Origin of the sequence: Sulfitobacter sp., from assembly GCF_039977885.1 — a bacterium.
Lineage (GTDB): Bacteria > Pseudomonadota > Alphaproteobacteria > Rhodobacterales > Rhodobacteraceae > Sulfitobacter.
In genome coordinates, this window is record NZ_JBDWCI010000020.1 from 551,620 (window position 1) to 572,169 (window position 20,550).

Here is a 20,550-nt window from a genome sequence, read left to right on the forward strand (position 1 = left end):
TTATGCTTCAATGTCGAGCATTAACACAAACAATGGCGCAATGGTTGCGCTGCAAACCCTCAAATCCATCAACAGCAACCTGACAGATACGCAAAACGCTATCTCGACCGGTAAAGACGTTGCCACAGCCAAAGATAACGCTTCGGTCTGGGCAATTTCCAAAGTGATGGAATCCGATGTGTCCGGTCTTGATGCTGTGTCTGACAGCCTTGCAACCGGTCAATCCGCTATTGCGGTTGCAAGTGCGGGTGCTGAACTGGTTGTTGAAACCCTCAAAGAAATGTCGGCACTGGCAGTTTCTGCACAGTCTGAAGGAGCGAACTTCACTCAGATTGGCGCGGAAATGACTGCCAAAAAAGCTCAGTTGGATTCGGTGATTGCAGGGTCTCAGTTCAACGGTGTGAATCTGCTGAACGCCGATACGGACGGTCTTGGGTCCACTGGTCTTGATGTTGTCGGTTCCATCAACCGGGTTGGTGCCGGTGCTGCAACGGCAACAACAATCACGGTTAATACCGCTGATCTGGAAACAAGCATCACCAATGGTACACTGACCGCTATTACGGACACAGCCACAGCGGCGACAGCGTACGACGACTTGGAAACGATGCTGACCGCTGCGATCACCGGTGCCGCTGACTTGGGTACTTCGGCCAAACGTCTGGATGACCAGTCTAACTTTGTCTCCAAACTTTCCGACGCATTGACATCCGGTATCGGCGCACTTGTCGATACTGACATGGAAGAAGCATCGGCCAAGTTGCAGGCTTTGCAGACGCAGCAACAGTTGGGTGTTCAGGCTCTGTCGATTGCCAACCAGGCCCCTCAGACGATCCTGTCTCTCTTCCGTTAAGGCGGAGGATCGTAAAACTGCCAGAGGCGCGTTTTCGCGCGCCTCTGGCTTCACAAACAATGAGTAGGGACAAAACGTGAATAGTCGACAACTTGCCCGTCAGGGATATGCGCCAACAACTGCGCCACTAAAATCAGAGCGACAGGTTGAATATGATGTTATAGGACGCATTACCTCGCGCATGACCACGGCTATCCGGTCCAGAGATTTCAATAAGCTTATCCATGCTTTGCATGAAAACCGAACCCTTTGGCGCAAATTGGCGATGGATGTGGCGCATCCTGATAATTTGCTGCCCGATGAATTGCGCGCGCGGCTCATATATCTGGCCGAATTTACAGAGCATCATACCCGCAAAGCGATCCGTCGAGAGGCTTCGGCCACGCCGCTTGTCGAGGTGAACACCGCTATTATGCGCGGCTTGAAATAGATTGGAAACCAATATGAGCGGTCTTGTCCTGAAACTTGGTCCAAAAGAGCGGGTATTGATAAACGGTGCCGTTATCGAAAACGGAGATCGCCGCAGCCGACTGGCGATAATGACCCCGGACGCAAAAATTTTGCGGTTACGCGACGCGATCCATCCTGAGGATGCGAACACGCCAGTGCGCCGTGTATTGTTTGCCGTGCAACTTGTGTTGTCAGGCGACAAGGATAGCGATAGTTCGCATATGCCCTTGTTACGGCAAGTGGAAGAGTTGAGTCAGGTATTTACCGACCCTGATAGCCGGGTCATTCTGGCTGACGCCACCAAAGCCCTGGTCGAAGAACAGCATTACCGGACATTGAAATCATTGCGGGCCTTGCTCCCGCGGGAGGAGCGGCTGATGGCCGTTCGGCCGAGCTGATGTTCCAGCCAGTTATTCCAATAAGCGGTCTTGCCGGCTGGCGGTTTTTGCAATCCACCTACGACAGCCAGATGGAGACGTTCAAGCAGAGCATAGAGCTGCAACGTGACACCGATTACTTTCGTGAGAATATCGGAAATGTCCAAACAGCGGAAGAACTGGTCGCGGATCGGCGGTTATTGACCGTTACACTGGGCGCATTTGGTTTGCAGGACGATATCGATAGCAAGTATTTCATCCGCAAGATGCTTGAAGAGGGCGTTGAAAGCGATGATGCGCTTGCAAACCGGTTCACTGATACCCGTTATCGGGAGATGTCGCAGGCCTTTGGCTTTGGCCCTGGTGAGTTTCTGAAGGTTGGGGAGCCTGTGTTTGCCGAGGCGATTATTGAGCGTTTTGAGGTTATGGAGTTCGAGGTTGCCGCAGGCGATCAGGATGAATCCATGCGCTACGCACTTTACGCCGAGCGGGAGCTGCCTTTGCTGGCGGGAGAGGATATGTCCAACGATGCCAAGTGGTACTCGATTATGGGGGACGCTCCCTTGCAGGAGTTGTTTCAAACAGCGTTCAACCTGCCAAGCTCTTTTGCCCAGATCGATCTCGAACAACAACTGGGTGTCCTGAAATCCCGCGCGCAAAAGGAATTTGGCTCTGACGATGTGAGTGTTTTCACAGACCCTGCGGTTCTGGAGGACCTGGTCACAAAATACATTGTGCGCGACCAGATTTCTGACTTCAACAATAGCTATTCATCCAATGCAATCGCTTTGACGTTGCTGTCTGGTGGATAGACGCCTTTCTCTATGAGAGCCCGACACCGGCACGCCGCAGCAGCAATTCCAGCTGGCTAAAGCTCCGCGTTGGATCACTTGCCTCTGACTTTGCCAGAAAGGCTTCGATTTCCGGGTAGAGTTGGATGGCTTTGTCGACTTCGGCATCGCTTCCATGTGTGTACAGGCCGGCACGGATCATCATCGCATTTGCGTCATACAGGCCCAGCATTTTGCGTGTTTGGGCAAGCAGGGCATTTTCTTTGTCGTTTGCTGCTGCTGGTAGACTGCGTGAGACAGAGCGCAGCACATCTATCGCAGGAAAACGTCCACGTTCGGCGATGGCGCGATCCAGTACGATATGCCCGTCAAGAACACCACGCAGGATATCAGCGATAGGTTCATCCATATCAGATCCGGCGACGAGCACGCTGAGCAAGGCGGTGATGTCACCTTGGCTGCCGCTACCGGGGCCAGCGCGCTCACACAGCGACATGATCATATGCGTTGTAGAGGGCGGATAGCCGCGCAATACGGGGGCTTCACCCGCGGCGACGGCCACCTCTCGATGTGCTTCGGCAAAGCGGGTGATCGAATCAGCAAGGAAGAGGACAGAATGCCCTTGGTCGCGGAAATGCTCGGCCACGGCCATTGCTGTCCAAGCGCATCGGCGGCGCATCAGTGGGGATTGATCCGATGTGGCCGCAACGACGACGGAACGGCTTAGCCCTTCCTCCCCTAAGACCTGTTCTACAAAATGGCGCAGCTCGCGGCCCCGCTCGCCGATCATTGCAATGACCACGACATCTGCGCTCATATGGCGGGCAAATTGCCCTAAAAGACTGGATTTCCCGACACCGGAGCCGGCAAAAAGACCCATCCGTTGACCTTTGACCAGTGGCAACATGGTGTTTGTGACGGCTAATCCGGTGCTGAGTCGCGGACCAAAAGCGCGCCTTTCAGCGGCGTTGGGTGGTGGGCACAGCAAGCGGCGGGCATATTGTCCACGTAGCAAGGGCTGGCCGTCCAGAGGCATCCCGAGAGGGTCAATGATACGGCCTAGCCATGTGTCGGCAGGCGCAACAACCGCCGGAGACATCAGGGTAACGGCATCATGTAAACTCACCCCTTCGGCAGGCCCTTCAGGCAGCATTACAAGGCGATCACCGATGATTTGCACCACCTCGCCGGACAAGGGTGCGCCGCGTTTGCGATAAACTTTAAGCCCGTCTCCGATCGAGGCATCGCGTGTAAGGCCGCTGATGTGCAACGCTGCACCATCGGCCTGCACCACGCGCCCCACTGGGCGCACAGAGCGTTGATCGGCGATATGGGCCGTGAGCCCGTCGATAAGGGATGCATTGGTCATGATGTTCCTTTGGCTGCTGCTCACTGTTTCTAAAGGAATCACCCTTAAGCCTTCATTGAGATCGTAGCAGGGAGAATCCCGATGTTCGAAAACCTAACTATATTCAAAACGGCCTCTGCCATGGCGGGCCACGCCGCGCAAAGTCAGGCGTTGATATCCCAGAACGTGGCAAATGCTGACACGCCTGGATTTGTGGGCAAGCAATTGCCGCCCTTTGCGGAGCTGTATACGCCGCAGGACTCAACCGGTTCGCAACGTGCAACACGGGCGGGACATTTGCATGGCTCTACCGACGCTCAGCAGATGGCATCGGTTGATATGCGCGTCGCAGACAATCCCAATGATAATTCAATTTCGCTGGAGACCGAGCTGCTCAAGGCGGCAGACGCCAAGAGCCAGCATGACCGTGCACTCGCCATTTATAAATCGGCGATGGATGTTCTCCGCACGGCTGGAAGTACCAGATAGGAGGTTATGTAATGAGTGATTTTTCATCCGCCCGTTCAGTTTCCGCTAGCGGCATGCAGGCCCAAGCACAAAGATTGCGGCATCTCTCCGAGAATATATCAAACGCGGATACGCCCGGTTACCGCCGCAAGCTGGTCTCGTTCGAGACGACGCTCGGGCAGGGCGACCGCATATCCGCCGTTGAAGTGAGCCGGGTTCATCTGGATCAGAGTGAACTGAAGCGCATTTATGATCCGTCTAGTCCGCTTGCGGATGAAACGGGAGAGTTTTCAGGCTCTAACGTTAACCTTTTGATCGAATTGGCAGACGCCCGTGAGGCGCAGCGCAGTTATGAGGCGAACCTCAAGATGTTTGATCAAGCCCGTAAAATGTCCACCAGCCTGATGCAACTATTACAACGCTAAAGCGTCAGAAGGCGATCCACTTAACTAAGGAGTTCCAGAATGGAAATGAAATCACTATCCGCGATCCAGAATTATACCTCGGCAAAGCCGGCCACAACGCCGGCCGATGGGGAAGGGGGTGCCGGTGCCGCCTTGAAAGGGATGGTTGGTGACTTTGCTGCGACGCTGGCAAAATCCGAACAGGTTGCCCAATCCACCATGATGGGGAATGCTGATCCGCATGCGTTGGTGCAGGCACTGGCACAGACAGAGCTCGCCGTGGAAACGGCAGTGAATGTGCGTAACAAAGTCGTTGAAGCCTATCAGGAAATTCTGCGGATGCCCGTCTGATGATGGACGAAACGGTGTTCTTTGACACCATGCGGCAGGGGCTTTGGGTGGCGTTCATTATCTCGATCCCCATCCTTGTTGCTGCTCTTGTTACGGGCGTGTCGATTGGTCTGGTTCAGGCGCTTACATCGGTTCAGGAAATGACCCTGACCTTTGTACCAAAGCTGGCCGCGATCGCCGTCGTGTTCTGGATGTCGATGCACTTCATGACCCATACATTAGTTGCCTTTTTTCACGATCGAATAATCCCGCTCATCATTGGAGGATAAGCATGGAAAGTACCGGTTATATCACCTTGAGCCGCCAATCAGGTCTGCAGCGCGAAATGCAAGTTGTCGCCAATAACATCGCTAACGCCAGCACGACCGGCTTTCGCGCGGAGGGCGTGATTTTTTCGGAATACGTCAAGGGAATGGACAAAGGGCCATCATTGTCGATGGGGCAGGGTAACATCGCCAAGACCTCGTTTGAGCAGGGCGCATTGACCCAGACAAACGGGACCTTTGATTTTGCCATTGAGGGGGACGGCTATTTTGTTGTGCAGACCCCTTTGGGTGACCGTTTGACACGGGCCGGTGCGTTTTCACCGGATGCAGAGGGGCAGCTTGTTACGCCTGATGGTTTTCCCGTTCTTGATGCGGGGCGCGCACCGCTATTCGTGCCCGCGGGTGCAGGTACGCTATCGGTTTCCTCTGATGGCACCCTGAGTATGGATGGCGCACCCTTGGGGCAGATTGCAGTTGTGCGGCCGCTGGAGCCTTTGAACATGGTGCGTGAGGACGGTGTGATGTTTCGCGCCGATGAGGGGGACGAACCCACCGAGCAAGCCCGCGTTTTGCAGGGCTTTGTAGAAAGCTCCAACGTCAACCCGCTGCTGGAGCTGAGCCGCATGATCGAAGTGCAGCGCGCCTATGAGATGGGCCAGAGCTTTTTGAAAACCGAAGATGAGCGCGTTCGCGCTGCGGTCAAAACCCTGACTGAAACCCAATAAAGGAGAGAGCCCATGCGTGCCCTCAAGATTGCCGCCACCGGAATGAGCGCCCAACAGATGCGGGTCGAGACGATTTCCAATAACCTCGCGAACATGAGCACCACAGGCTATAACGCCCGTCGTGCCGAGTTTGCAGATTTGCATTACCAACAGGTCGCGCGCGCAGGTTCGGTCAATGCATCCGATGGCACGGTGTTGCCGACGGGTGTTCAGCTGGGTCTTGGGGTGCGGCCGGCCGCGGTGAGCTTGCATTTGCAGCAAGGGTCACTTTCTGCGACGCAGGGGGATTTGGATGTCGCGATCGAGGGGCTTGGATATCTCGAAGTGACGTTACCTAGTGGGCAGACGGCCTATACTCGCGATGGCGGGCTTAAACGTACCGGTGAGGGTCTGATCGTCACGTCCGAGGGCTTCCCTGTCGGCCCTGAAATTACCATTCCTGACGACGCCCGGAGCATTTCGATCAATGCGGATGGCGAGGTCTATGCCTATTTTGACGACGCGCCGGCGGGACAGCTTTTGGGGCAATTCACCCTCACAGGGTTTGCCAACTCCAAAGGCTTGGAAGCGATTGGCAGTAACATGTTTCTCGAGACCGAGGCCTCCGGCCCTGCGCTTCCATCCACGCCCGGAGAAGACGGGCTAGGCACCCTGCGTCAGGGATATCTTGAGGATAGTTCGGTTGACGCAGTACGCGAGATTACCGAGCTGATTGAAGCACAGCGTGGCTATGAAATGAACGCAAAAGTCATCTCTGCGGTTGATCAGATGATGAGCGCTACGACGCAGGTGCGCTAATGAAAGTTCTTGGACTGATCTCTGGCGTTGCCCTGGCATTTCCGGCTTTGGCCGAAACAGTTGTACCATCACGCACAATCCGCCCCTACCATATCATCACTGAAATGGACGTGACATTTGCTGCGGGGGATCTGGCAAGCGGCTTTGCGCGTTTGTCAGATGTGATTGGGCAAGAGGCGCGCGTCGCTCTTTATGCGGGCCGCCCGATATTGGTTGGCGATATTGGTCCGCCCGCAATCATCAACAGAAACCAGATTGTCGCGCTGCGTTATAATGCCAATGGCATCAGCATCGCGACCGAAGGGCGTGCGTTGGAACGGGGGGCCATTGGTGACCGTATTCGCGTGATGAACCTCGGCTCACGCGCGACGTTGTTCGGCAAAATTCTGGAAGACGGCACTATTCGAGTAAGGAACTGATACCATGCATATAACTCTCAAACTGTGCTGTCTGGCCTTTGTCGGCCTGGCAATGGGCTGCGCGCGTGTCGACCACATCGGCAAACCACCCAGTTTTACACCTCCGGAGGAAACCCCCGAGATTCAGGCCATGGTTGCCCCGGATTTCCCGGTTCAGGTCCTTCCGCAGCGCGCGGCAGATGCTGCATCTCTTTGGTCGCCATCGCGTATATCACTCCTTGGGGACCGCCGCGCCGTGGTGCGGGGTGATATCCTGACCGTTGTGATTGAGATCGACGAGAGTGCCGAGATATCAAATTCATCAGACAGGAGCCGGTCAGGATCGGAAAACCTCAGCGTGCCGAGTTTAATCGGCTTGCCGCAGCGACTGGACGAAAAGTTGCCCGAGGGTGCCACATCTGACGACCTTGTTTCGATTACATCCGGCAGCAGCTCGTCCGGCGATGGATCGGTGAGCCGCAATGAAAAGCTGGAGCTACGGATCGCGGCGACAGTTGTTGATGTTCTTCCGAACGGGGTTTTGTCGATTTCAGGTAGTCAAGAATTGCGCGTCAACTTTGAGCTTCGTGAGCTTCTGGTCAGTGGTTTTGTCCGTCCTGAAGATGTCTCGCGCCAGAATGAGATTACCTATGACAAGATAGCATCCGCCCGTGTTTCCTATGGCGGCCGGGGTCAAATCAGTGACGTCCAACAACCGCGCGTCGGTCAGCAGGTCCTTGACGCTGTATTGCCCTTCTAAACAGGAGCTATTTTATGAAAAAACTTCTTCCGCTTATTTTGCTTTTTATTGGCGCAGGTGCAGGTGTGGGGGCGGGCATTTTTCTACGCCCGGACCCGCCGCCTGAGGTTGCGGAAGCCGATGCTGATGGCGAAGGCTCCGAAGAAGGAGAGGAGCACGCAGATGAGGACGGGCATGAGGAGGATGAGCATGCCGCCGACGAGGACGGCGAAGGCGATGGAGAAGCGCCGACCACTGCTTTTGCCAAGATGAGCAACCAGTTCGTGATCCCTATCGTGGCCAAGGAAAAAGTCGCAGCATTAGTGGTGATGTCCTTGAGCCTTGAGGTGGCTGCGGGTGAAGAGGACGACATATACCTGCGCGAGCCCAAGCTACGTGACAGCTTTTTGCAGGTACTATTTGATCATGCGAATATGGGCGGTTTCAACGGTAATTTCACCGATGCCAAAGTACTGGGCCGTCTGCGCAGTGCGCTTGTTGAGGTCGCTCAGAGGGATGTGGGCAAAAAGATTCTCAAAGACGTTTTGATTATCGAAATCGCGCGGCAAGACTATTAGCGTCTCGCATTATTTCAAAATAGCATTGAGGATATGGCGCGGTCTAGCTGAGACTGCGCCGTTTTTTGTGCATCTTGTTTGCGAACTTCCGCGTGTAACTCTTGTGTGGCCAGGACTTTACCATAGGCTTGTTTAACTTGGGTGATATGGCGCTCTTTTATGGCAAGTACTTGTGCCAGTTGCATATTCAGTTCCCGCTTGTTTCGCCCTACCCAAGCTTGCCAGACAACGTCGGCACCAATCGCTTTGTGTGATGCATCTGTATTGTTTCTGCTATCGGCCAGATGTGTGTCGAGTTTTGCCAATGATGCACGCAAGGCGTTTTCTTGCATGATGAGCCGGCCAAAGCTTTCTTGTTGCTGGCGATACTTCATATCGACCAGCTGTTGCATCATCGCGAGATCGGATTGGATGCTCATACGCGGCCTTTGGCGCGGCGACGCATGTCTTCGGCAAAACGGATAGCGGCAGCAACAGGCGCGTAATCCTCCTGTCTGATCTGTTCTCCGATTTCGACCGCAGCATGCAAAGCGCGCGCGGTAGGCGGATCGGAGTGGATCGGCACGCCCGCCTCGGCCCCGAGCTGGCGGATGGTTGCGGCGATTTCATCGACACCTTTGGCCACGCATACCGGCGCTTCACCAGGGAGGCGGCTCCATTTCAAAGCAACGGCATAATGCGTCGGGTTTACGATGATGACGTCAGCCTGTGGGACATCTTTCATCATCTGGCTTTGCGAAGCGGCCATCGCACGTTGACGACGCTCCTGTTTGAGATGGGGATCCCCTTCGCTTGCCTTGTTCTCATCGGTGATTTCCTTGCGGGACATGCGGTTTTTGCGCATGTGGGACGCGTGTTGCCACAGGGCATCAACAGCACCAATCAGGCCAGACACGACAACGACCACGCTTAGAAACCCAATGCAAACTTTGGCCAGCAGCGCGATTGCAGTTTGTGGGTCGGTCTGTAGCACGCCGATCATATCGGGCAGCCATGCGCGAATGAAAAGCGCGAGGCAGGCGGAAAAGATTAGTAGTTTCACGAAACTTTTCAGAAACTCGAAAATCCCGTCTCGGCCAAACTTGTTCTTGGCGTTCGAGATGATCGAGATGCGGTTTAACTTTGGCTCTAGTTTACTGGGGGCAAAGACCCATGCCTGCTGCGCGAAGAGTGCAAGGATCACACCGATCGCTGGCAAGGCGAATATGGGCGCCAATGCCCAGCTGATCGATTTCATCAAACCGGCAGTTGGCACCGATGCGTTCCCGCCAAAAAACACCTCCGTCAACTTGTCTGCCTGATCAATCAGCACCATCATGGTCGATCCGAACTGTTTGAGGGTGCCAGCCCCTAAACCGAGCAGCGCGATCAATAGGCCAAGATAGGCACAAGAGGTCAGCAAGTCGGTGGATTTGGGGACATCCCCTTTGCGACGCGCTTCAAGTAGTTTTTGCGGGGTGGCGTCGAAGGTCTTGTCTGCTTCGTCGTCATCACCGCTCATGGAACAGGCTCCAACGGATTTGAGATGAAGCCATTGAAAGCCTCCAGCCACGTGATCAGCAGCAATGGAGAGGCCAGGCAGAGTAGCAACAGCCCGCCGGCCGTGATCACCGGTGCACCGACAAAGGCGACCATGAGCTGGGGCATTGCTTTGTTAATGACGCCAAGGGCGACGTTATAAAGTACCGATAAAATCACAAACGGTGCAGCAAGCGTGAAAGCCAGTGAAAAGGCACGGCGAATCTGGTCAACACCCCAGCCAGACACGTCGATGCCATCAGGCAGGCGACCCATGGGAAGCATCTGATAGGAAAGGATCAACATTTCCGCCACTTTGACATGCAGCCCCGTCATCACGGCTAGGGCGAGCGCACCCATGACAAGGATATGCCCCATCGCGGGCACCGGTTCGGCGACCGCACCACCAAGGATTTGCGCAAGCGAAGTGGATTGGGCCGCGATTGAGCCTGCGGTTTGCAGAGCCAGAATGAACAGACGAATACCGATGCCAAGCAATAGGCCTGCGGCGATTTCGGTGAGGGAAAACCATATAACATTTCCGAATTGCATAGGCAGAACCGGTGCCGGGATCGCCGGTGCGACAATCATGGTAAAGGCAAAAGCAATCCCGAGCTTCACCCGTGCAGGTACTGATTGCTCACCAAAGGCAGGCAAAAGGCTCACCAATGCGCTGACCCTCAAAAAGACAGAAAAACCATGCCATAGCATCGCATCAGTCAGATGCATCAGCGTTGCCAGATCGTCGATCATGCGGGGATAACGCCGACAAGAGAAGGCCGCGCATCCAGCCCGATTTCCTCGAACGACAACACGGGCGCGCTAATCCCTCTGGTCCGTATGACTGTATGTAGAAACCTGCGCCGACGGGTGTTGGTCACCAGTGCGGGATGGATTCCGTTCTGGTTTGCATCATGCAGTTTTTCGGAAACACCGTCGGCAAGTTTGTTGAACAAGTCGGGCGGCAGTGCGATATCAAGGCCGCGATCCGCGTCGATTTGATAAGTGTTAAACGTGTCCTCCCACTCAGGTGCGAGCTGTACCAGAGGCAGCGTGCCATCGTCGCGGCGGATCTCTGCGACGAGCTGGAAGCCGAGGCGCTGGCGCACCAATTCGCAAATGGCTTCGGGTTGCGCATTCTGGCCTCGCGCTTCGGCGACGGCTTCAAGGATCAGGGGGAGGTTACGGATGGATACCTGCTCCGCCACAAGCAGGCGCAGCACGGCATGAAGGACATCAATCGGAACCTTGTCTGGAATCAGCTCATCGAGCAGTTTTCGGTTCGCCGCAGCGCGGCTAGGAGAGGAGATATTGACCATCTCGTCAAGCAGACGCCGCAGGGCTTTCAACGTGAGCAAACGCGGGAAGTTGCGTTTGATGACCTCCAGCAAATGGGTGGCAAGCACCTCGGTCGGGGTAACCATAGTGATACCGGTAAGGGCTGCTTCTTCTTGGTCGGTGGTGTTAATCCAACGGGCGGGTGCACCGTAAACAGGCTCTACCGTGTCTGTTCCGGGCGGCAAAGTGGATAAATCTTCAGGGGCGAGGGCAAGCATTTGATGGGGGTGAATAATCGCGCGGGCCTGCTCCACCCCCTGAATCCGTAACAGATAGGTGCTGGATGGAAGGGAGGGGTTATCGGTTAAACGGATTTCAGGCAGGATAATCCCGAAGACCGATGCGACATGGGTGCGCATGTTCACAATGCGCGCATCCAGACCAGTGCCGGAATCAAGTACCATGCTCACCAGATCGGCGGCAAATTCAACATGGATGTCATCAAGCTCAAGCACGTCACCCATGGGTTTGTCGCGGGGCAGAGGTTCGGGCTCTTCTGCTGTTGTCTCAACAGGGGAAAGCTTGGCCTTTTGGAACATATGGTAGGATACGTATCCAAGGCTAGCAGAGCCAAATATAAAGGGCAAAAACGGCATCCCCGGAACCAGGGCAAACAGGGCCATCAAGACAGCCACCGTGGCCAGGGCCGCGGGATGTTTGCTTAGCTGCGCGAATACAGCCAGATCGGTTGTGCCCTGTGCGCCACCACGCGCCAACAAAAGTGCCGAGGCGATTGAAATGATCACAGCCGGAATTTGAGAAACCAGCCCGTCGCCGACTGTCAGGATCGCATAGGTTTCAAATGCGGACCCGATGGGCATCCCGTGGATTAGGGTTCCCATCACCAATCCTGCCACAAGGTTTAGCAGCGTGATCAGTAAGCCAGCGATTGCATCCCCTTTTACAAATTTTGAGGCACCATCGAGAGACCCGAAAAAAGTGGTCTCCTGCTGTTCGCGTGCACGTCGTTCTTTTGCCTCTTCATGGCTGATGGCACCGGCGGACATATCGGCGTCGATGGCCATTTGTTTGCCGGGCATTCCATCAAGGGCAAAGCGGGCGCCGACTTCAGCCATCCGGGTAGCGCCCTTGTTAATAACCATAAAGTTCACGATGAGCAGAACCAGGAACACGACGAGACCCAGAAAAACAGAACCACCCATGACAAACTGGGCGAACCCTTGAATGACGTCTCCGGCGGCGTCGGTACCGGTGTGCCCTTGACCAATGATGAGTTTGGTCGAAGACACATTAAGTGACAGGCGCAACATCAAAGAGGCGAGTAGGATCGTCGGGAAGGCGGAGAAATCCAGAGGGCGTTCAATGAAAAGCGTGACCGTGAACATTAAAATGGCCAAAGCAAAGGATGCTGCAAGCCCTGCATCAAGAACCCATGACGGCATCGGCAAAATCATCATCACAATGATCGCCATTAAGGCAACGGCGAGAAGCACTGTAGGCTGGTAAAGCGCGCGGATAGAAAAATTCATGAAACGTGACGCTTCAGGCAATGCTTAAGGAGCAGGCAGGCTTCAATTTTTTCTGTAAGGTTCTTTGAACGCACCAATTCGCTGCATCTTCTCATAGGTATTCTGCCCTTTGTTGCACCGCGTTCTGCGGGTCAGGGCCAGATTAGATGAGGGGGGTTTATTTTCTGTAACCAAGCCAGAAACAACTTTATGATTCCGGGGTCATTTGGACGGTTGGGTCGTTCAATAACTGCTCAAGTGTCGTACGTGCTGCCGCACTTTCCTCTAATGCGCGATCGGCGCGGCCGAGCGGGCCGACCAACGGATCATTGTCGGGTTGAGGCGGTTGTGCCATCACCGCAACGGGACCAAATTCAGGGGTATCAGGGGGGGTTAGGTCCCGCCAATCATCAGACAGCCAAGCGGCTTGCAAGGCTTGATCCGTCGCATTGTTTTCGATCAAAATTTCATAGGCTTCACGATAATCTCCAACCATTTCTTTCGCCTGGGCCAACAATAGAGGTACCCTCGGGTCCTCTATTCCGATCAAAGCAGCCTGCGCTTGAAACGGTTGCTGAAGCTGTATCGCAGCGCGTGCAGCAAGCAATTGGCGTTCGGCCGTGCGCGGTCTGTCAGGTATACTCGCAATCATGCTCTGGACTTGTGCACCAAACCCTAGATCCATTAGCCTAGCGGCCAGCATCAGCTTTGTTTTGTTTGGTAGATCCGCCAAAGTAGCATCGGTCTGGGCAAAGATGTGCTCAAGGAAGTTAAGGTCATTTGCTTTGGTGCTCAGTTGATTGAGCACAGTGTTGCGCAAATCTTTATTGGCCTGCGGTGACAAAGATGGCTCTAATGCGGCCAATGCTTTGAAAGCCTCGTCAAAATGTTGAGACTGGCTAAGGGCAATGATCTGGGTGCGCCTGAGCTTGTTCCCCATTTCTGTGCCGCGCAACTCTTGCGCATAGGCCTCAACCAGCGTTGCCATTTCATACGGCAAGGGCTCATCTTTTGCGAGCTTGCTTTTGACCAACTCGACCAAGGCCTCCGGTGATTGTTCGGTATTCGTCTCTATCACTTCTTCTAGAAGGCGGGATGCGGATTCCCCAGCATCCATTGCGATTTCTGCCTGCGCCATGATCGCTTCTGGTGTGGGTGGCTCAGGAATACGTTCGACACTACGCATGGCGCTGGCGGCTGCATCGGCATCACCGTAAGTAAGCAGCTTGGCACTGAGCGCAGGTGCAACAATCTGACGTAAGTGTTTTGGCAGATTGTTCACAGCACGCAGGGCCGCGTCTGTGTCAATCAGGGTTCCGGTGGGGATGTCTTGCAGGCTTAGCGTTGCCCAAAGCGCTACATCAGAATCGCAGTCCGTATAAGGGGCAAGGGGATTGAAACTTGGTGCTTTGCCATATTCTAGAATGTGCCCGACGGTGAGGAGCTCTGGATGAGCAGAGGCCACTTCTGGATCAAGCTGTAGAGAACTGAGCGCTTCGGCACCAAAACCGAAATAGAGATAGAGTTTCGCCAAATCCTCTGCCGCTCCCGAGTTTAGGTGATCCCTCGAATCCATCAAGGCATCCCGTTTCGGGCCCAATTGTGCGGAAAAGCTTTGGTCATCTCCCCAGTCCTCGAGGGCTAGAAAACCGTCGGCTGGACAGGAGACCCCGCGAGCGGTGATCTCTCCTACTGAATCTCCGAAACGGATTGGCAAATCCATGCTGCTGGTGATGCGCATGTTCAATGAGGGCGATTTGATCGCTTCGGGGAGTTCGCGTGGCTCCAGTGTGTTACGACGGGTATTGTTTTCTTGTGAGACTGGCGAAACTTCGGGTACCTGCATGCTGCTTTCAAGCAATCCCGAACTTGCAGCTGTTGCGACTCTTTCGGTTAAGTCTTCGCGGACTTGATTCAGGATGGCTGTTCTGTCTGAAGGCGTGTCTTCTCTATCTGAATTTACATTGGTTCTTTCCGTGGAAGGGCTTTCCACAAGGTCAATGAAGGGTGAGGTTCGGCCGATCCAAGGTAAAGAACTCTCGGTGCGAAAGGTTTTTTTGGCTGTAGTTCTGTCCGGGGGCGCAGGCGTACCCGTGCCCTCGGCAATTACTTGGCCGGCCAAAGGTGTGCCGCGTTCTGCAATGTCGATCACGAGCAATCCACTATTGCGAAAAGCGGCGGCATCACAGTCGCAGGCAATCTGCAATTTTAATACGCCGCCATCACCTGCAACAGTTGCAATGCGAGATTGGGAAATCCGACTAAATACACTGGACGTGTCAAAGCCTTCAGAAGCCTGAGGTAGTATTATGCGGATCTCGCGCTCTGTTCGTTCTGCACGCCAATTCTGACCGGTTTCCAATGGCATGGTCAGACGCGTGAATCTGGGGTGGTCCCCGGACCGAACTGGAACTTGTTGCGCTTGTGCACCCCCTGAAATGAGGGCGAAAAGCACTGCGGCAGAGTAGAAATACTTCATGCGGCGTTCTGTTTGAGCGCCTTGAGCGCTTCTTCCAGGTCGCCATAGCTTGGCCGACAATGTGAGGGTGTGTTCTGGCGGCCGACCTCAATACAAATATTGGTGGCATGATTGTGGAGGTTGGCGACCAGTACTTCGCGAATAAGCAGGTAGAAATTCGCTTCATCCTTGATGACTTCGCCAACTTTGGCCGCAAACGGGCCAACAAATCCATAGGCAAGGAAGACACCTAGAAAGGTACCTACGAGGGCACCGCCGATCAACTTCCCCAAAACTTCTGGTGGCTGGTCGATGGAGGCCATCGTCTTGATCACGCCCAACACCGCAGCGACGATTCCCAAAGCGGGTAGACCGTCGGCGATGACCTGAAGCGCATGGCTGGAATGCAATGCATGCTCGCGGTTGGCATCCATACGTTTGTCTAGAATTTCCTCGACCTGATGAGGATCGTCATAGTTCATGGAAGCAGAGCGCATAGTATCGCAAATCAATGCAATTGCTTCCTTGTCTTTGAGAATGCGAGGATATCTGCTGAAGATATCGGAATCTTCAGGTGCTTCGATATGCTCCTCGACCGCGACAGGGTTTTGGCGTGCGAGGCGGATCAACTCAAACAGCAAACATAATAGATCCTGATAGTCGGAGTGCTTCCATTTTGGTCCTTTAAAAACCTTACCGACATCCTGAAGGGTGTGTTTGACCGAAGGTCCGTCATTGGCAATAAAGAACGCACCCAATGCAGCCCCGCAAATCATCATCATTTCAAATGGCAGTGCCTTGATGATAATTCCGAATTTGCCGCCGGCCAAAAAATAGCCACCAAAAACCATGACGAGGATCGTAATAATACCGAGTAAGCCGAACATGTAAGTCCCCAATTAGCTGTGAGTCTCAGTGTCGCAGGAGATGGTTAAAGAAGCCTCATCATGAGTTATGTTTTCGGGACATTAGCATTGCGGCCCGCAAGAATAACGCTGATGGAATAAGCAGCCTCGGGTGACAGCCCTGCCATGACGTTCGCAGCCGCATCAGGTCGCATTCGACCTAGGAAACCTGCAGCAAAGGCAGGTTCCATTTGCTCGAACAAAGCCGCGGCGTCTTTTGGTTTCATGCTTTCATAGACGGTAGTGAGGCGCAGGATGTCTTTCTCAGAGGCTTGGTCTGCCAAAGATAGAGTTTCCCGCAACGCGCGCTCGGTTTCTGCAAGGGATGCCATGCGCTTCTCGATCTCTTCGTCCGCGACAGACAAGGCACGCATGCGCATTTCAAGCTTTTTTTCCCGTTTCGCAACCTGAGCTTCCCGTTCTGTCAAAGCAGTGATGAGGCCGGATATTTCTCCTCGATCAATCGGCGTATTGGAATCGGGTGCTTGAAGAACTGGATCTACAGCGAGTTGGGAATCACTCTTTGTGAGAGTGCCGCTTTCGACGTTGCCCGTCGGTGCGGGTTCTGTCGGCAGTTGCCCGCTCTGGGCCAGTGCTGCACTGGTGCTCATAGCCAAACGGATAGTGGCAGAGCCAAGAAGCAGCCCTGCGATAACAAGAATTGATCCGTGACCTGTTGGTGCGACGATTTTTTTTATCCAAGCGAATTTCATGCCGTTTCTCCTGCATTAGCTGGTTGAACGCGCCGCGCAAACATGGGCGCTGTTGGTTTGGCAGGCGTCTGTACACTGGGTGGTGCCGGAGCTGGAGGCGGGGGTGCCGCAGAGGCAGCAGTTTCCGGCGCTTCCGGGATGTCGTGCAATGACGCCATCTGAAGCTCTAGCCGGCGCGACATATCTTCCGCGCGTTTAGTCAAATTCGTCAAAGTTTCGGCCGATGCTGATGCTGTTTGTTGCGCAGCCGCTAGCGTGCGGTTCAGGTCATCCACTTGGGCAGAGAGAACTGCCACTGCTCCACCAACGCCTTTTTCAAGATCGTTGAACCTGTTCAGCCGCCGACCAAGGACAAAGCAATAGACTCCTGCGCCAATCGCGCCTGCAGCCAAAAATATATCTGCGATAAATTCCATCACATACTCCTTTAAGTCAGTACAAATTCCATGATGAGAAGGTCGTTAACGAGGTCCTGACCCGTGACGACCTTCACCCGGCGCAACATCTGGGCCCTCAGGCGGGTGAGGGCGGCCTGATCCTCCAGATCGGCCACTTCCAGAGCGCGCAGATAGCTGTTGAGAACGTCAACGACCCTGGGCAGGACAAGGGTTACGTCAGCCTCGTAGCTTTTTGGCACCTCAAGCTGAGCGCGAAAGCGCAGCAGCCGTGATTCTGGCACGGCATCGATCGAGATCACCATGGGCTCAACTGCCACAAAGGCGATATCGCCGAATGGATCCTTGACCTCCTCTTTTTGGATTTCGGCTTTTTCTTTGTCTCCACTGCCGAGAATCATCCCCGACCATGTGGCATAAAAGCCGCCGCCGCCGCCTGCCAAAGCAAGTACTAAGCCAAGGATCAAAGGCATCTTTGACTTTTTGGGCGGGTCTTCTTCCTGCGTGGTTTCTTCTGTCGCCATGATGTGTCCGTCCTTTGTTCTGCTATCTGGTATAGACGCGATTGCACTAACGGGTTGTTAAGCCCAATCGGTCATTTCTGTTTAGGAAGCCGGGCAGAACGTCCGGCGCGACGGAGGCGATTGTGCAGCAGTATCTGAATGTCTGGATGAAGCTTGGGCTCAAGCGGCAACTCATTGTAATCGCGGCAACTGGCGCGATGTTTTTTGCGATACTGGCAATGGCCCGTATGACAACTGCGCCCAGTATGACGCTGCTATATGCCGGTCTGGAGAGCAGCGCGGCGGGGGATGTGGTCCGCTCGCTTGAGCAGCGTGGTGTCGCCTTTGATGTGCGCGGAGGGTCGATTTTTGTTGATAGCAAAGAGCGTGACCAACTTCGTTTGACCTTGGCCAGCGAGGGGCTGCCAGCGAATGGTAACCGAGGCTACGAGCTTCTTGACCAGCTGACAGGATTCGGCACGACCAGCCAGATGTTCGACGCAGCTTACTGGCGCGCCAAAGAAGGAGAGCTGGCTCGAACAATCGTCGCGAATCCCGCGATTGCGCTGGCCCGTGTTCACATCGCGAGTACAGGATCGAATCCGTTCCAGCGTGGCGTGACCCCAAAAGCCTCTGTGTCGCTTACGCCCAATGGGGGCGGGATTTCTCCTGCGCAGGCAAAAGCAGTGCGGTACCTTGTGGCCTCGGCTGTTGCAGGCCTCGCTCCGGAAGATGTTGCGGTCATAGATGCAAATGGATCGCTTATCGGTGCGACCGAAGAAACGGCACCAACTGTTGGTGGTGACGATAAGGCCAAAGTACTGCGCGATAGGGTCCAGCGACTGCTTGAAGCACGGGTGGGATTCGGGAATGCAGTGGTAGAGGTGAGCGTGGATACCGTGACCGAAAGGGAACAAATCCGCGAGCGGAGCTTTGACCCCGATGGCCGTGTGGCCATCAGCAGCGACACAGAAGAGCGCACCAATACAGCCAAGGGGACGGGTGGAGGCGACGTCACGGTTGCCAGCAATTTGCCGGACCAGGATGGCGCGGGCGGAGGCGATTCGTCCTCTTCTCAAAACAGCGAAACCCGTGAGCGGGTCAATTACGAAGTTTCCGAGACAGAAAGGGAGATCATCCGCGCGCCCGGTGCGATCAAGCGGCTTTCGGTTGCCGTGTTGGTGAATGAAACAACCGAAGTCAACGATGCCGGAGAGACCATTTCGCAGGCTCGCGATCCTCTTGAGATGGAGGCACTGCGCGAACTGGTGTCTTCTGCCGTTGGCTTTGACGAAGATCGTGGCGATATCATCACGATCAAATCAATGGCGTTGCAAAGCGTGGCACCCTCGGGGACCATCGCGAACGGGTCTTTGATGGACCAGTTTGACGTCGATTTTTTGTCAGCAATCCAGATGCTTGTCCTCGCTGTTGTGACCTTGGTCCTTGGGCTGTTTGTGATTCGCCCCGTCCTGACCCGACAGATCCCGGCAGAGGTTCCTGCACTTGATGCACCTTCACCTGCACCCGGTGCCCCCGCGGCTCTCTCGGGTGAAGTGACGCAGCAGGACGGTACCACATTGCCTGCGTTGATGGATGCCGAAGATATGGGCACCAATGGCGCGCGTGATGTCCTGCCTGCGACAGATGAAGCGTCAGCACTCTCCGCTGATCCGGTTGACCGTTTGCGTAACATGATCGGTGAACGTCAGGAGGAGACTGTGGAAATTTTGCGAGGCTGGCTTGAGGACAAAGAGGAAAAAGTATGACCTCAATTTCCCACCGATACGCAGATTTCAGTCTCTATGATCCCGAAGGCCCACCAGCCGAGCCTGTATCACGTGAACGGGCAGAGGATCAAAAATTGCGGGCCTTTGAGGAGGGCTATCAGGCGGGCTGGACGGATGCTGAAACAAATTTTGCTTCCGAGAACAGGAATATCGGGGAGGAGATGCTGCACTCCCTGCGGGATTTATCTTTTACCTATCAAGAGGCTCTATCGCGTCTCAATCGCGGGCTAAAGCCGATGTTCAATCACTTGATGGATACGCTTCTTCCCCAGACAGCAAGCGCGGCATTGCGGGCGCATGTGATCGAGCAACTCGTTGAACTTGCCGCTACCCAGACCAGCGCCGAGATCACGCTGCGGGTGTCCGAAGCCAGTTTGCCTATGTTCGAAGATCTCCTCGAAGGGGTTGAGCTTAAGCTGCCCGTGGTGCTGACCGGCGACACAAGCCTTACGGCCAATCAGCTTTTTATATCGCTCGAAACAGTCGAGCGGGAGGTGAACCTTGATGCGGTTTGCCAAGAGATAAAGACCGCGATGGCAGCATTTAATTTCCATAACCAAACGGAGCGCCCAGATGCCTGATCAAACGACTCTCGCCAAAGATACGTCTAACCCTTTCACTTCGGTTCCGATCGAAGTCACCGTTTGCGTTGGCAAAGCACGTCCTTTGGTGCGTGATCTGGTGATGTTGGGCGAGAATGCCGTTCTTACCCTCGATCGCCGTGTCGATGACCCTGTTGAGCTCTACGTTGGGGATAGGCTTATTGCGCGCGGTATGCTGGAGGAGGCCGAAGAGGATAACTCGGGCCAGCTTTTGGTGCGGCTTACCGAGGTCGTTGATATGCAGCAGGGGATCTGATGCAGCGGCTGTACTGGATCGGTTTTTGGGTCTTTGCCCTGTGGTTTTGGCCTCAAG

General features: G+C 54.6%; 26 protein-coding genes. 16 read left to right on the top strand and 10 right to left on the bottom strand.

Annotation, left to right across the window (positions count from 1 at the left end; genetic code table 11):
• The first annotated feature begins 10 nt into the window (after positions 1-10).
• The 4 genes from ABJM03_RS16325 (at position 11) to ABJM03_RS16340 (ending at position 2,492) form a co-directional block, all read left to right on the top strand.
• Entirely contained in the window at positions 11-853 is an 843-nt protein-coding gene (locus tag ABJM03_RS16325; RefSeq protein WP_348418900.1) for a flagellin, read from the top strand.
• Between the two features lie 76 nt (positions 854-929).
• Entirely contained in the window at positions 930-1,283 is a 354-nt protein-coding gene (flaF, locus tag ABJM03_RS16330; protein WP_348418901.1) for a flagellar biosynthesis regulator FlaF, read from the top strand.
• Positions 1,284-1,296: 13 nt separating this feature from the next.
• A complete protein-coding gene (flbT, locus tag ABJM03_RS16335) occupies positions 1,297-1,701 on the top strand; it encodes a flagellar biosynthesis repressor FlbT (RefSeq protein ID WP_348418902.1) in 405 nt (134 codons plus the stop codon).
• Complete coding sequence (locus ABJM03_RS16340) at positions 1,701-2,492, top strand: DUF1217 domain-containing protein (RefSeq protein WP_348418903.1); 792 nt, start codon at positions 1,701-1,703, stop codon at positions 2,490-2,492. Before flbT ends, ABJM03_RS16340 begins: the two co-directional genes overlap by 1 nt.
• Positions 2,493-2,502: 10 nt before the next feature.
• Here ABJM03_RS16340 and ABJM03_RS16345 read toward each other — a convergent pair whose 3' ends face one another.
• On the bottom strand, positions 2,503-3,840 hold the full coding sequence (locus tag ABJM03_RS16345) for a FliI/YscN family ATPase (RefSeq protein WP_348418904.1): 1,338 nt from the start codon (positions 3,838-3,840) through the stop codon (positions 2,503-2,505).
• Positions 3,841-3,921: 81 nt separating this feature from the next.
• Between ABJM03_RS16345 and ABJM03_RS16350 the strand changes: the two genes are divergently transcribed.
• Genes ABJM03_RS16350 through ABJM03_RS16390 form a run of 9 tightly spaced genes read left to right on the top strand, consistent with a single transcriptional unit; the run spans position 3,922 to position 8,546 of the window.
• Positions 3,922-4,308, top strand: coding sequence for a FlgB family protein (locus ABJM03_RS16350; protein WP_348418905.1), 387 nt, complete (start codon positions 3,922-3,924; stop codon positions 4,306-4,308).
• Between the two features lie 11 nt (positions 4,309-4,319).
• Positions 4,320-4,712, top strand: a complete 393-nt coding sequence (gene flgC, locus ABJM03_RS16355) for a flagellar basal body rod protein FlgC (protein WP_348418906.1) — start codon at positions 4,320-4,322, stop codon at positions 4,710-4,712.
• 39 nt (positions 4,713-4,751) lie between these two features.
• Positions 4,752-5,042, top strand: a complete 291-nt coding sequence (fliE, locus tag ABJM03_RS16360) for a flagellar hook-basal body complex protein FliE (RefSeq protein ID WP_348418907.1) — start codon at positions 4,752-4,754, stop codon at positions 5,040-5,042.
• A complete protein-coding gene (locus ABJM03_RS16365) occupies positions 5,042-5,311 on the top strand; it encodes a flagellar biosynthetic protein FliQ (RefSeq protein ID WP_348418908.1) in 270 nt (89 codons plus the stop codon). Before fliE ends, ABJM03_RS16365 begins: the two co-directional genes overlap by 1 nt.
• A gap of 2 nt (positions 5,312-5,313) precedes the next feature.
• Positions 5,314-6,033, top strand: coding sequence for a flagellar hook-basal body complex protein (locus ABJM03_RS16370; RefSeq protein ID WP_348418909.1), 720 nt, complete (start codon positions 5,314-5,316; stop codon positions 6,031-6,033).
• Positions 6,034-6,045: 12 nt separating this feature from the next.
• Positions 6,046-6,831 (top strand): flagellar basal-body rod protein FlgG, encoded by a 786-nt coding sequence (gene flgG, locus ABJM03_RS16375; protein ID WP_348418910.1) that lies wholly within the window; start codon positions 6,046-6,048, stop codon positions 6,829-6,831.
• Positions 6,831-7,250: a flagellar basal body P-ring formation chaperone FlgA gene (gene flgA, locus ABJM03_RS16380; RefSeq protein ID WP_348418911.1), complete on the top strand. Its 420-nt coding sequence runs from the start codon at positions 6,831-6,833 to the stop codon at positions 7,248-7,250. The genes flgG and flgA overlap by 1 nt, the downstream gene beginning before the upstream one ends.
• A 4-nt stretch (positions 7,251-7,254) precedes the next feature.
• A complete protein-coding gene (gene flgH, locus ABJM03_RS16385) occupies positions 7,255-7,989 on the top strand; it encodes a flagellar basal body L-ring protein FlgH (RefSeq protein WP_348418912.1) in 735 nt (244 codons plus the stop codon).
• Between the two features lie 14 nt (positions 7,990-8,003).
• Positions 8,004-8,546 carry a flagellar basal body-associated protein FliL gene (locus tag ABJM03_RS16390; protein ID WP_348418913.1) on the top strand — a complete coding sequence of 181 codons (543 nt, stop codon included), beginning with the start codon at positions 8,004-8,006 and terminating at the stop codon, positions 8,544-8,546.
• A gap of 14 nt (positions 8,547-8,560) precedes the next feature.
• Here the strand turns inward: ABJM03_RS16390 and ABJM03_RS16395 are convergent, their stop codons facing one another.
• The 9 genes from ABJM03_RS16395 to ABJM03_RS16435 all read right to left on the bottom strand — a co-directional run bounded on the left by ABJM03_RS16395 (position 8,561) and on the right by ABJM03_RS16435 (position 17,866).
• Positions 8,561-8,965 (bottom strand): hypothetical protein, encoded by a 405-nt coding sequence (locus ABJM03_RS16395; RefSeq protein ID WP_348418914.1) that lies wholly within the window; start codon positions 8,963-8,965, stop codon positions 8,561-8,563.
• Positions 8,962-10,047: a flagellar type III secretion system protein FlhB gene (locus ABJM03_RS16400; protein ID WP_348418915.1), complete on the bottom strand. Its 1,086-nt coding sequence runs from the start codon at positions 10,045-10,047 to the stop codon at positions 8,962-8,964. Before ABJM03_RS16400 ends, ABJM03_RS16395 begins: the two co-directional genes overlap by 4 nt.
• Positions 10,044-10,817, bottom strand: a complete 774-nt coding sequence (locus ABJM03_RS16405) for a flagellar biosynthetic protein FliR (protein WP_348418916.1) — start codon at positions 10,815-10,817, stop codon at positions 10,044-10,046. The genes ABJM03_RS16400 and ABJM03_RS16405 overlap by 4 nt, the downstream gene beginning before the upstream one ends.
• The gene (gene flhA, locus ABJM03_RS16410) at positions 10,814-12,892 is read right to left on the bottom strand and encodes a flagellar biosynthesis protein FlhA (protein WP_348418917.1); all 2,079 of its coding nucleotides are present in this window, start codon (positions 12,890-12,892) and stop codon (positions 10,814-10,816) included. Before flhA ends, ABJM03_RS16405 begins: the two co-directional genes overlap by 4 nt.
• Positions 12,893-13,079: 187 nt before the next feature.
• On the bottom strand, positions 13,080-15,350 hold the full coding sequence (locus ABJM03_RS16415; RefSeq protein ID WP_348418918.1) for a hypothetical protein: 2,271 nt from the start codon (positions 15,348-15,350) through the stop codon (positions 13,080-13,082).
• Positions 15,347-16,216 (bottom strand): flagellar motor stator protein MotA, encoded by an 870-nt coding sequence (gene motA / locus ABJM03_RS16420; protein ID WP_348419159.1) that lies wholly within the window; start codon positions 16,214-16,216, stop codon positions 15,347-15,349. Before motA ends, ABJM03_RS16415 begins: the two co-directional genes overlap by 4 nt.
• Before the next feature lie 65 nt (positions 16,217-16,281).
• Complete coding sequence (locus tag ABJM03_RS16425) at positions 16,282-16,947, bottom strand: hypothetical protein (RefSeq protein ID WP_348418919.1); 666 nt, start codon at positions 16,945-16,947, stop codon at positions 16,282-16,284.
• Positions 16,944-17,363: a hypothetical protein gene (locus tag ABJM03_RS16430; RefSeq protein ID WP_348418920.1), complete on the bottom strand. Its 420-nt coding sequence runs from the start codon at positions 17,361-17,363 to the stop codon at positions 16,944-16,946. The genes ABJM03_RS16425 and ABJM03_RS16430 overlap by 4 nt, the downstream gene beginning before the upstream one ends.
• Before the next feature lie 11 nt (positions 17,364-17,374).
• Complete coding sequence (locus ABJM03_RS16435; protein ID WP_348418921.1) at positions 17,375-17,866, bottom strand: flagellar basal body-associated FliL family protein; 492 nt, start codon at positions 17,864-17,866, stop codon at positions 17,375-17,377.
• Between the two features lie 122 nt (positions 17,867-17,988).
• Here ABJM03_RS16435 and fliF point away from each other — a divergent pair, with 122 nt between their 5' ends.
• Genes fliF through ABJM03_RS16450 form a run of 3 tightly spaced genes read left to right on the top strand, consistent with a single transcriptional unit; the run spans position 17,989 to position 20,493 of the window.
• Positions 17,989-19,614 carry a flagellar basal-body MS-ring/collar protein FliF gene (fliF, locus tag ABJM03_RS16440; RefSeq protein WP_348418922.1) on the top strand — a complete coding sequence of 542 codons (1,626 nt, stop codon included), beginning with the start codon at positions 17,989-17,991 and terminating at the stop codon, positions 19,612-19,614.
• On the top strand, positions 19,611-20,216 hold the full coding sequence (locus ABJM03_RS16445; RefSeq protein ID WP_348418923.1) for a hypothetical protein: 606 nt from the start codon (positions 19,611-19,613) through the stop codon (positions 20,214-20,216). The genes fliF and ABJM03_RS16445 overlap by 4 nt, the downstream gene beginning before the upstream one ends.
• Positions 20,209-20,493: a FliM/FliN family flagellar motor switch protein gene (locus ABJM03_RS16450; RefSeq protein WP_348418924.1), complete on the top strand. Its 285-nt coding sequence runs from the start codon at positions 20,209-20,211 to the stop codon at positions 20,491-20,493. The genes ABJM03_RS16445 and ABJM03_RS16450 overlap by 8 nt, the downstream gene beginning before the upstream one ends.
• Positions 20,494-20,550: the final 57 nt, after the last annotated feature.

Bases quoted from the DNA above. Each gene is read 5' to 3' on its own strand.
- ABJM03_RS16325 (WP_348418900.1), top strand. From the start codon at position 11: ATGTCGAGCATTAACACAAACAATGGCGCAATGGTTGCGCTGCAAACC.
- flbT (WP_348418902.1), top strand. From the start codon at position 1,297: ATGAGCGGTCTTGTCCTGAAACTTGGTCCAAAAGAGCGGGTATTGATA.
- ABJM03_RS16340 (WP_348418903.1), top strand. From the start codon at position 1,701: ATGTTCCAGCCAGTTATTCCAATAAGCGGTCTTGCCGGCTGGCGGTTT.
- ABJM03_RS16345 (WP_348418904.1), bottom strand. From the start codon at position 3,840: ATGACCAATGCATCCCTTATCGACGGGCTCACGGCCCATATCGCCGAT.
- ABJM03_RS16350 (WP_348418905.1), top strand. From the start codon at position 3,922: ATGTTCGAAAACCTAACTATATTCAAAACGGCCTCTGCCATGGCGGGC.
- flgC (WP_348418906.1), top strand. From the start codon at position 4,320: ATGAGTGATTTTTCATCCGCCCGTTCAGTTTCCGCTAGCGGCATGCAG.
- fliE (WP_348418907.1), top strand. From the start codon at position 4,752: ATGGAAATGAAATCACTATCCGCGATCCAGAATTATACCTCGGCAAAG.
- ABJM03_RS16365 (WP_348418908.1), top strand. From the start codon at position 5,042: ATGATGGACGAAACGGTGTTCTTTGACACCATGCGGCAGGGGCTTTGG.
- ABJM03_RS16370 (WP_348418909.1), top strand. From the start codon at position 5,314: ATGGAAAGTACCGGTTATATCACCTTGAGCCGCCAATCAGGTCTGCAG.
- flgG (WP_348418910.1), top strand. From the start codon at position 6,046: ATGCGTGCCCTCAAGATTGCCGCCACCGGAATGAGCGCCCAACAGATG.
- flgA (WP_348418911.1), top strand. From the start codon at position 6,831: ATGAAAGTTCTTGGACTGATCTCTGGCGTTGCCCTGGCATTTCCGGCT.
- flgH (WP_348418912.1), top strand. From the start codon at position 7,255: ATGCATATAACTCTCAAACTGTGCTGTCTGGCCTTTGTCGGCCTGGCA.
- ABJM03_RS16390 (WP_348418913.1), top strand. From the start codon at position 8,004: ATGAAAAAACTTCTTCCGCTTATTTTGCTTTTTATTGGCGCAGGTGCA.
- ABJM03_RS16395 (WP_348418914.1), bottom strand. From the start codon at position 8,965: ATGAGCATCCAATCCGATCTCGCGATGATGCAACAGCTGGTCGATATG.
- ABJM03_RS16400 (WP_348418915.1), bottom strand. From the start codon at position 10,047: ATGAGCGGTGATGACGACGAAGCAGACAAGACCTTCGACGCCACCCCG.
- ABJM03_RS16405 (WP_348418916.1), bottom strand. From the start codon at position 10,817: ATGATCGACGATCTGGCAACGCTGATGCATCTGACTGATGCGATGCTA.
- flhA (WP_348418917.1), bottom strand. From the start codon at position 12,892: ATGAATTTTTCTATCCGCGCGCTTTACCAGCCTACAGTGCTTCTCGCC.
- ABJM03_RS16415 (WP_348418918.1), bottom strand. From the start codon at position 15,350: ATGAAGTATTTCTACTCTGCCGCAGTGCTTTTCGCCCTCATTTCAGGG.
- motA (WP_348419159.1), bottom strand. From the start codon at position 16,216: ATGTTCGGCTTACTCGGTATTATTACGATCCTCGTCATGGTTTTTGGT.
- ABJM03_RS16425 (WP_348418919.1), bottom strand. From the start codon at position 16,947: ATGAAATTCGCTTGGATAAAAAAAATCGTCGCACCAACAGGTCACGGA.
- ABJM03_RS16430 (WP_348418920.1), bottom strand. From the start codon at position 17,363: ATGGAATTTATCGCAGATATATTTTTGGCTGCAGGCGCGATTGGCGCA.
- ABJM03_RS16435 (WP_348418921.1), bottom strand. From the start codon at position 17,866: ATGGCGACAGAAGAAACCACGCAGGAAGAAGACCCGCCCAAAAAGTCA.
- ABJM03_RS16445 (WP_348418923.1), top strand. From the start codon at position 19,611: ATGACCTCAATTTCCCACCGATACGCAGATTTCAGTCTCTATGATCCC.
- ABJM03_RS16450 (WP_348418924.1), top strand. From the start codon at position 20,209: ATGCCTGATCAAACGACTCTCGCCAAAGATACGTCTAACCCTTTCACT.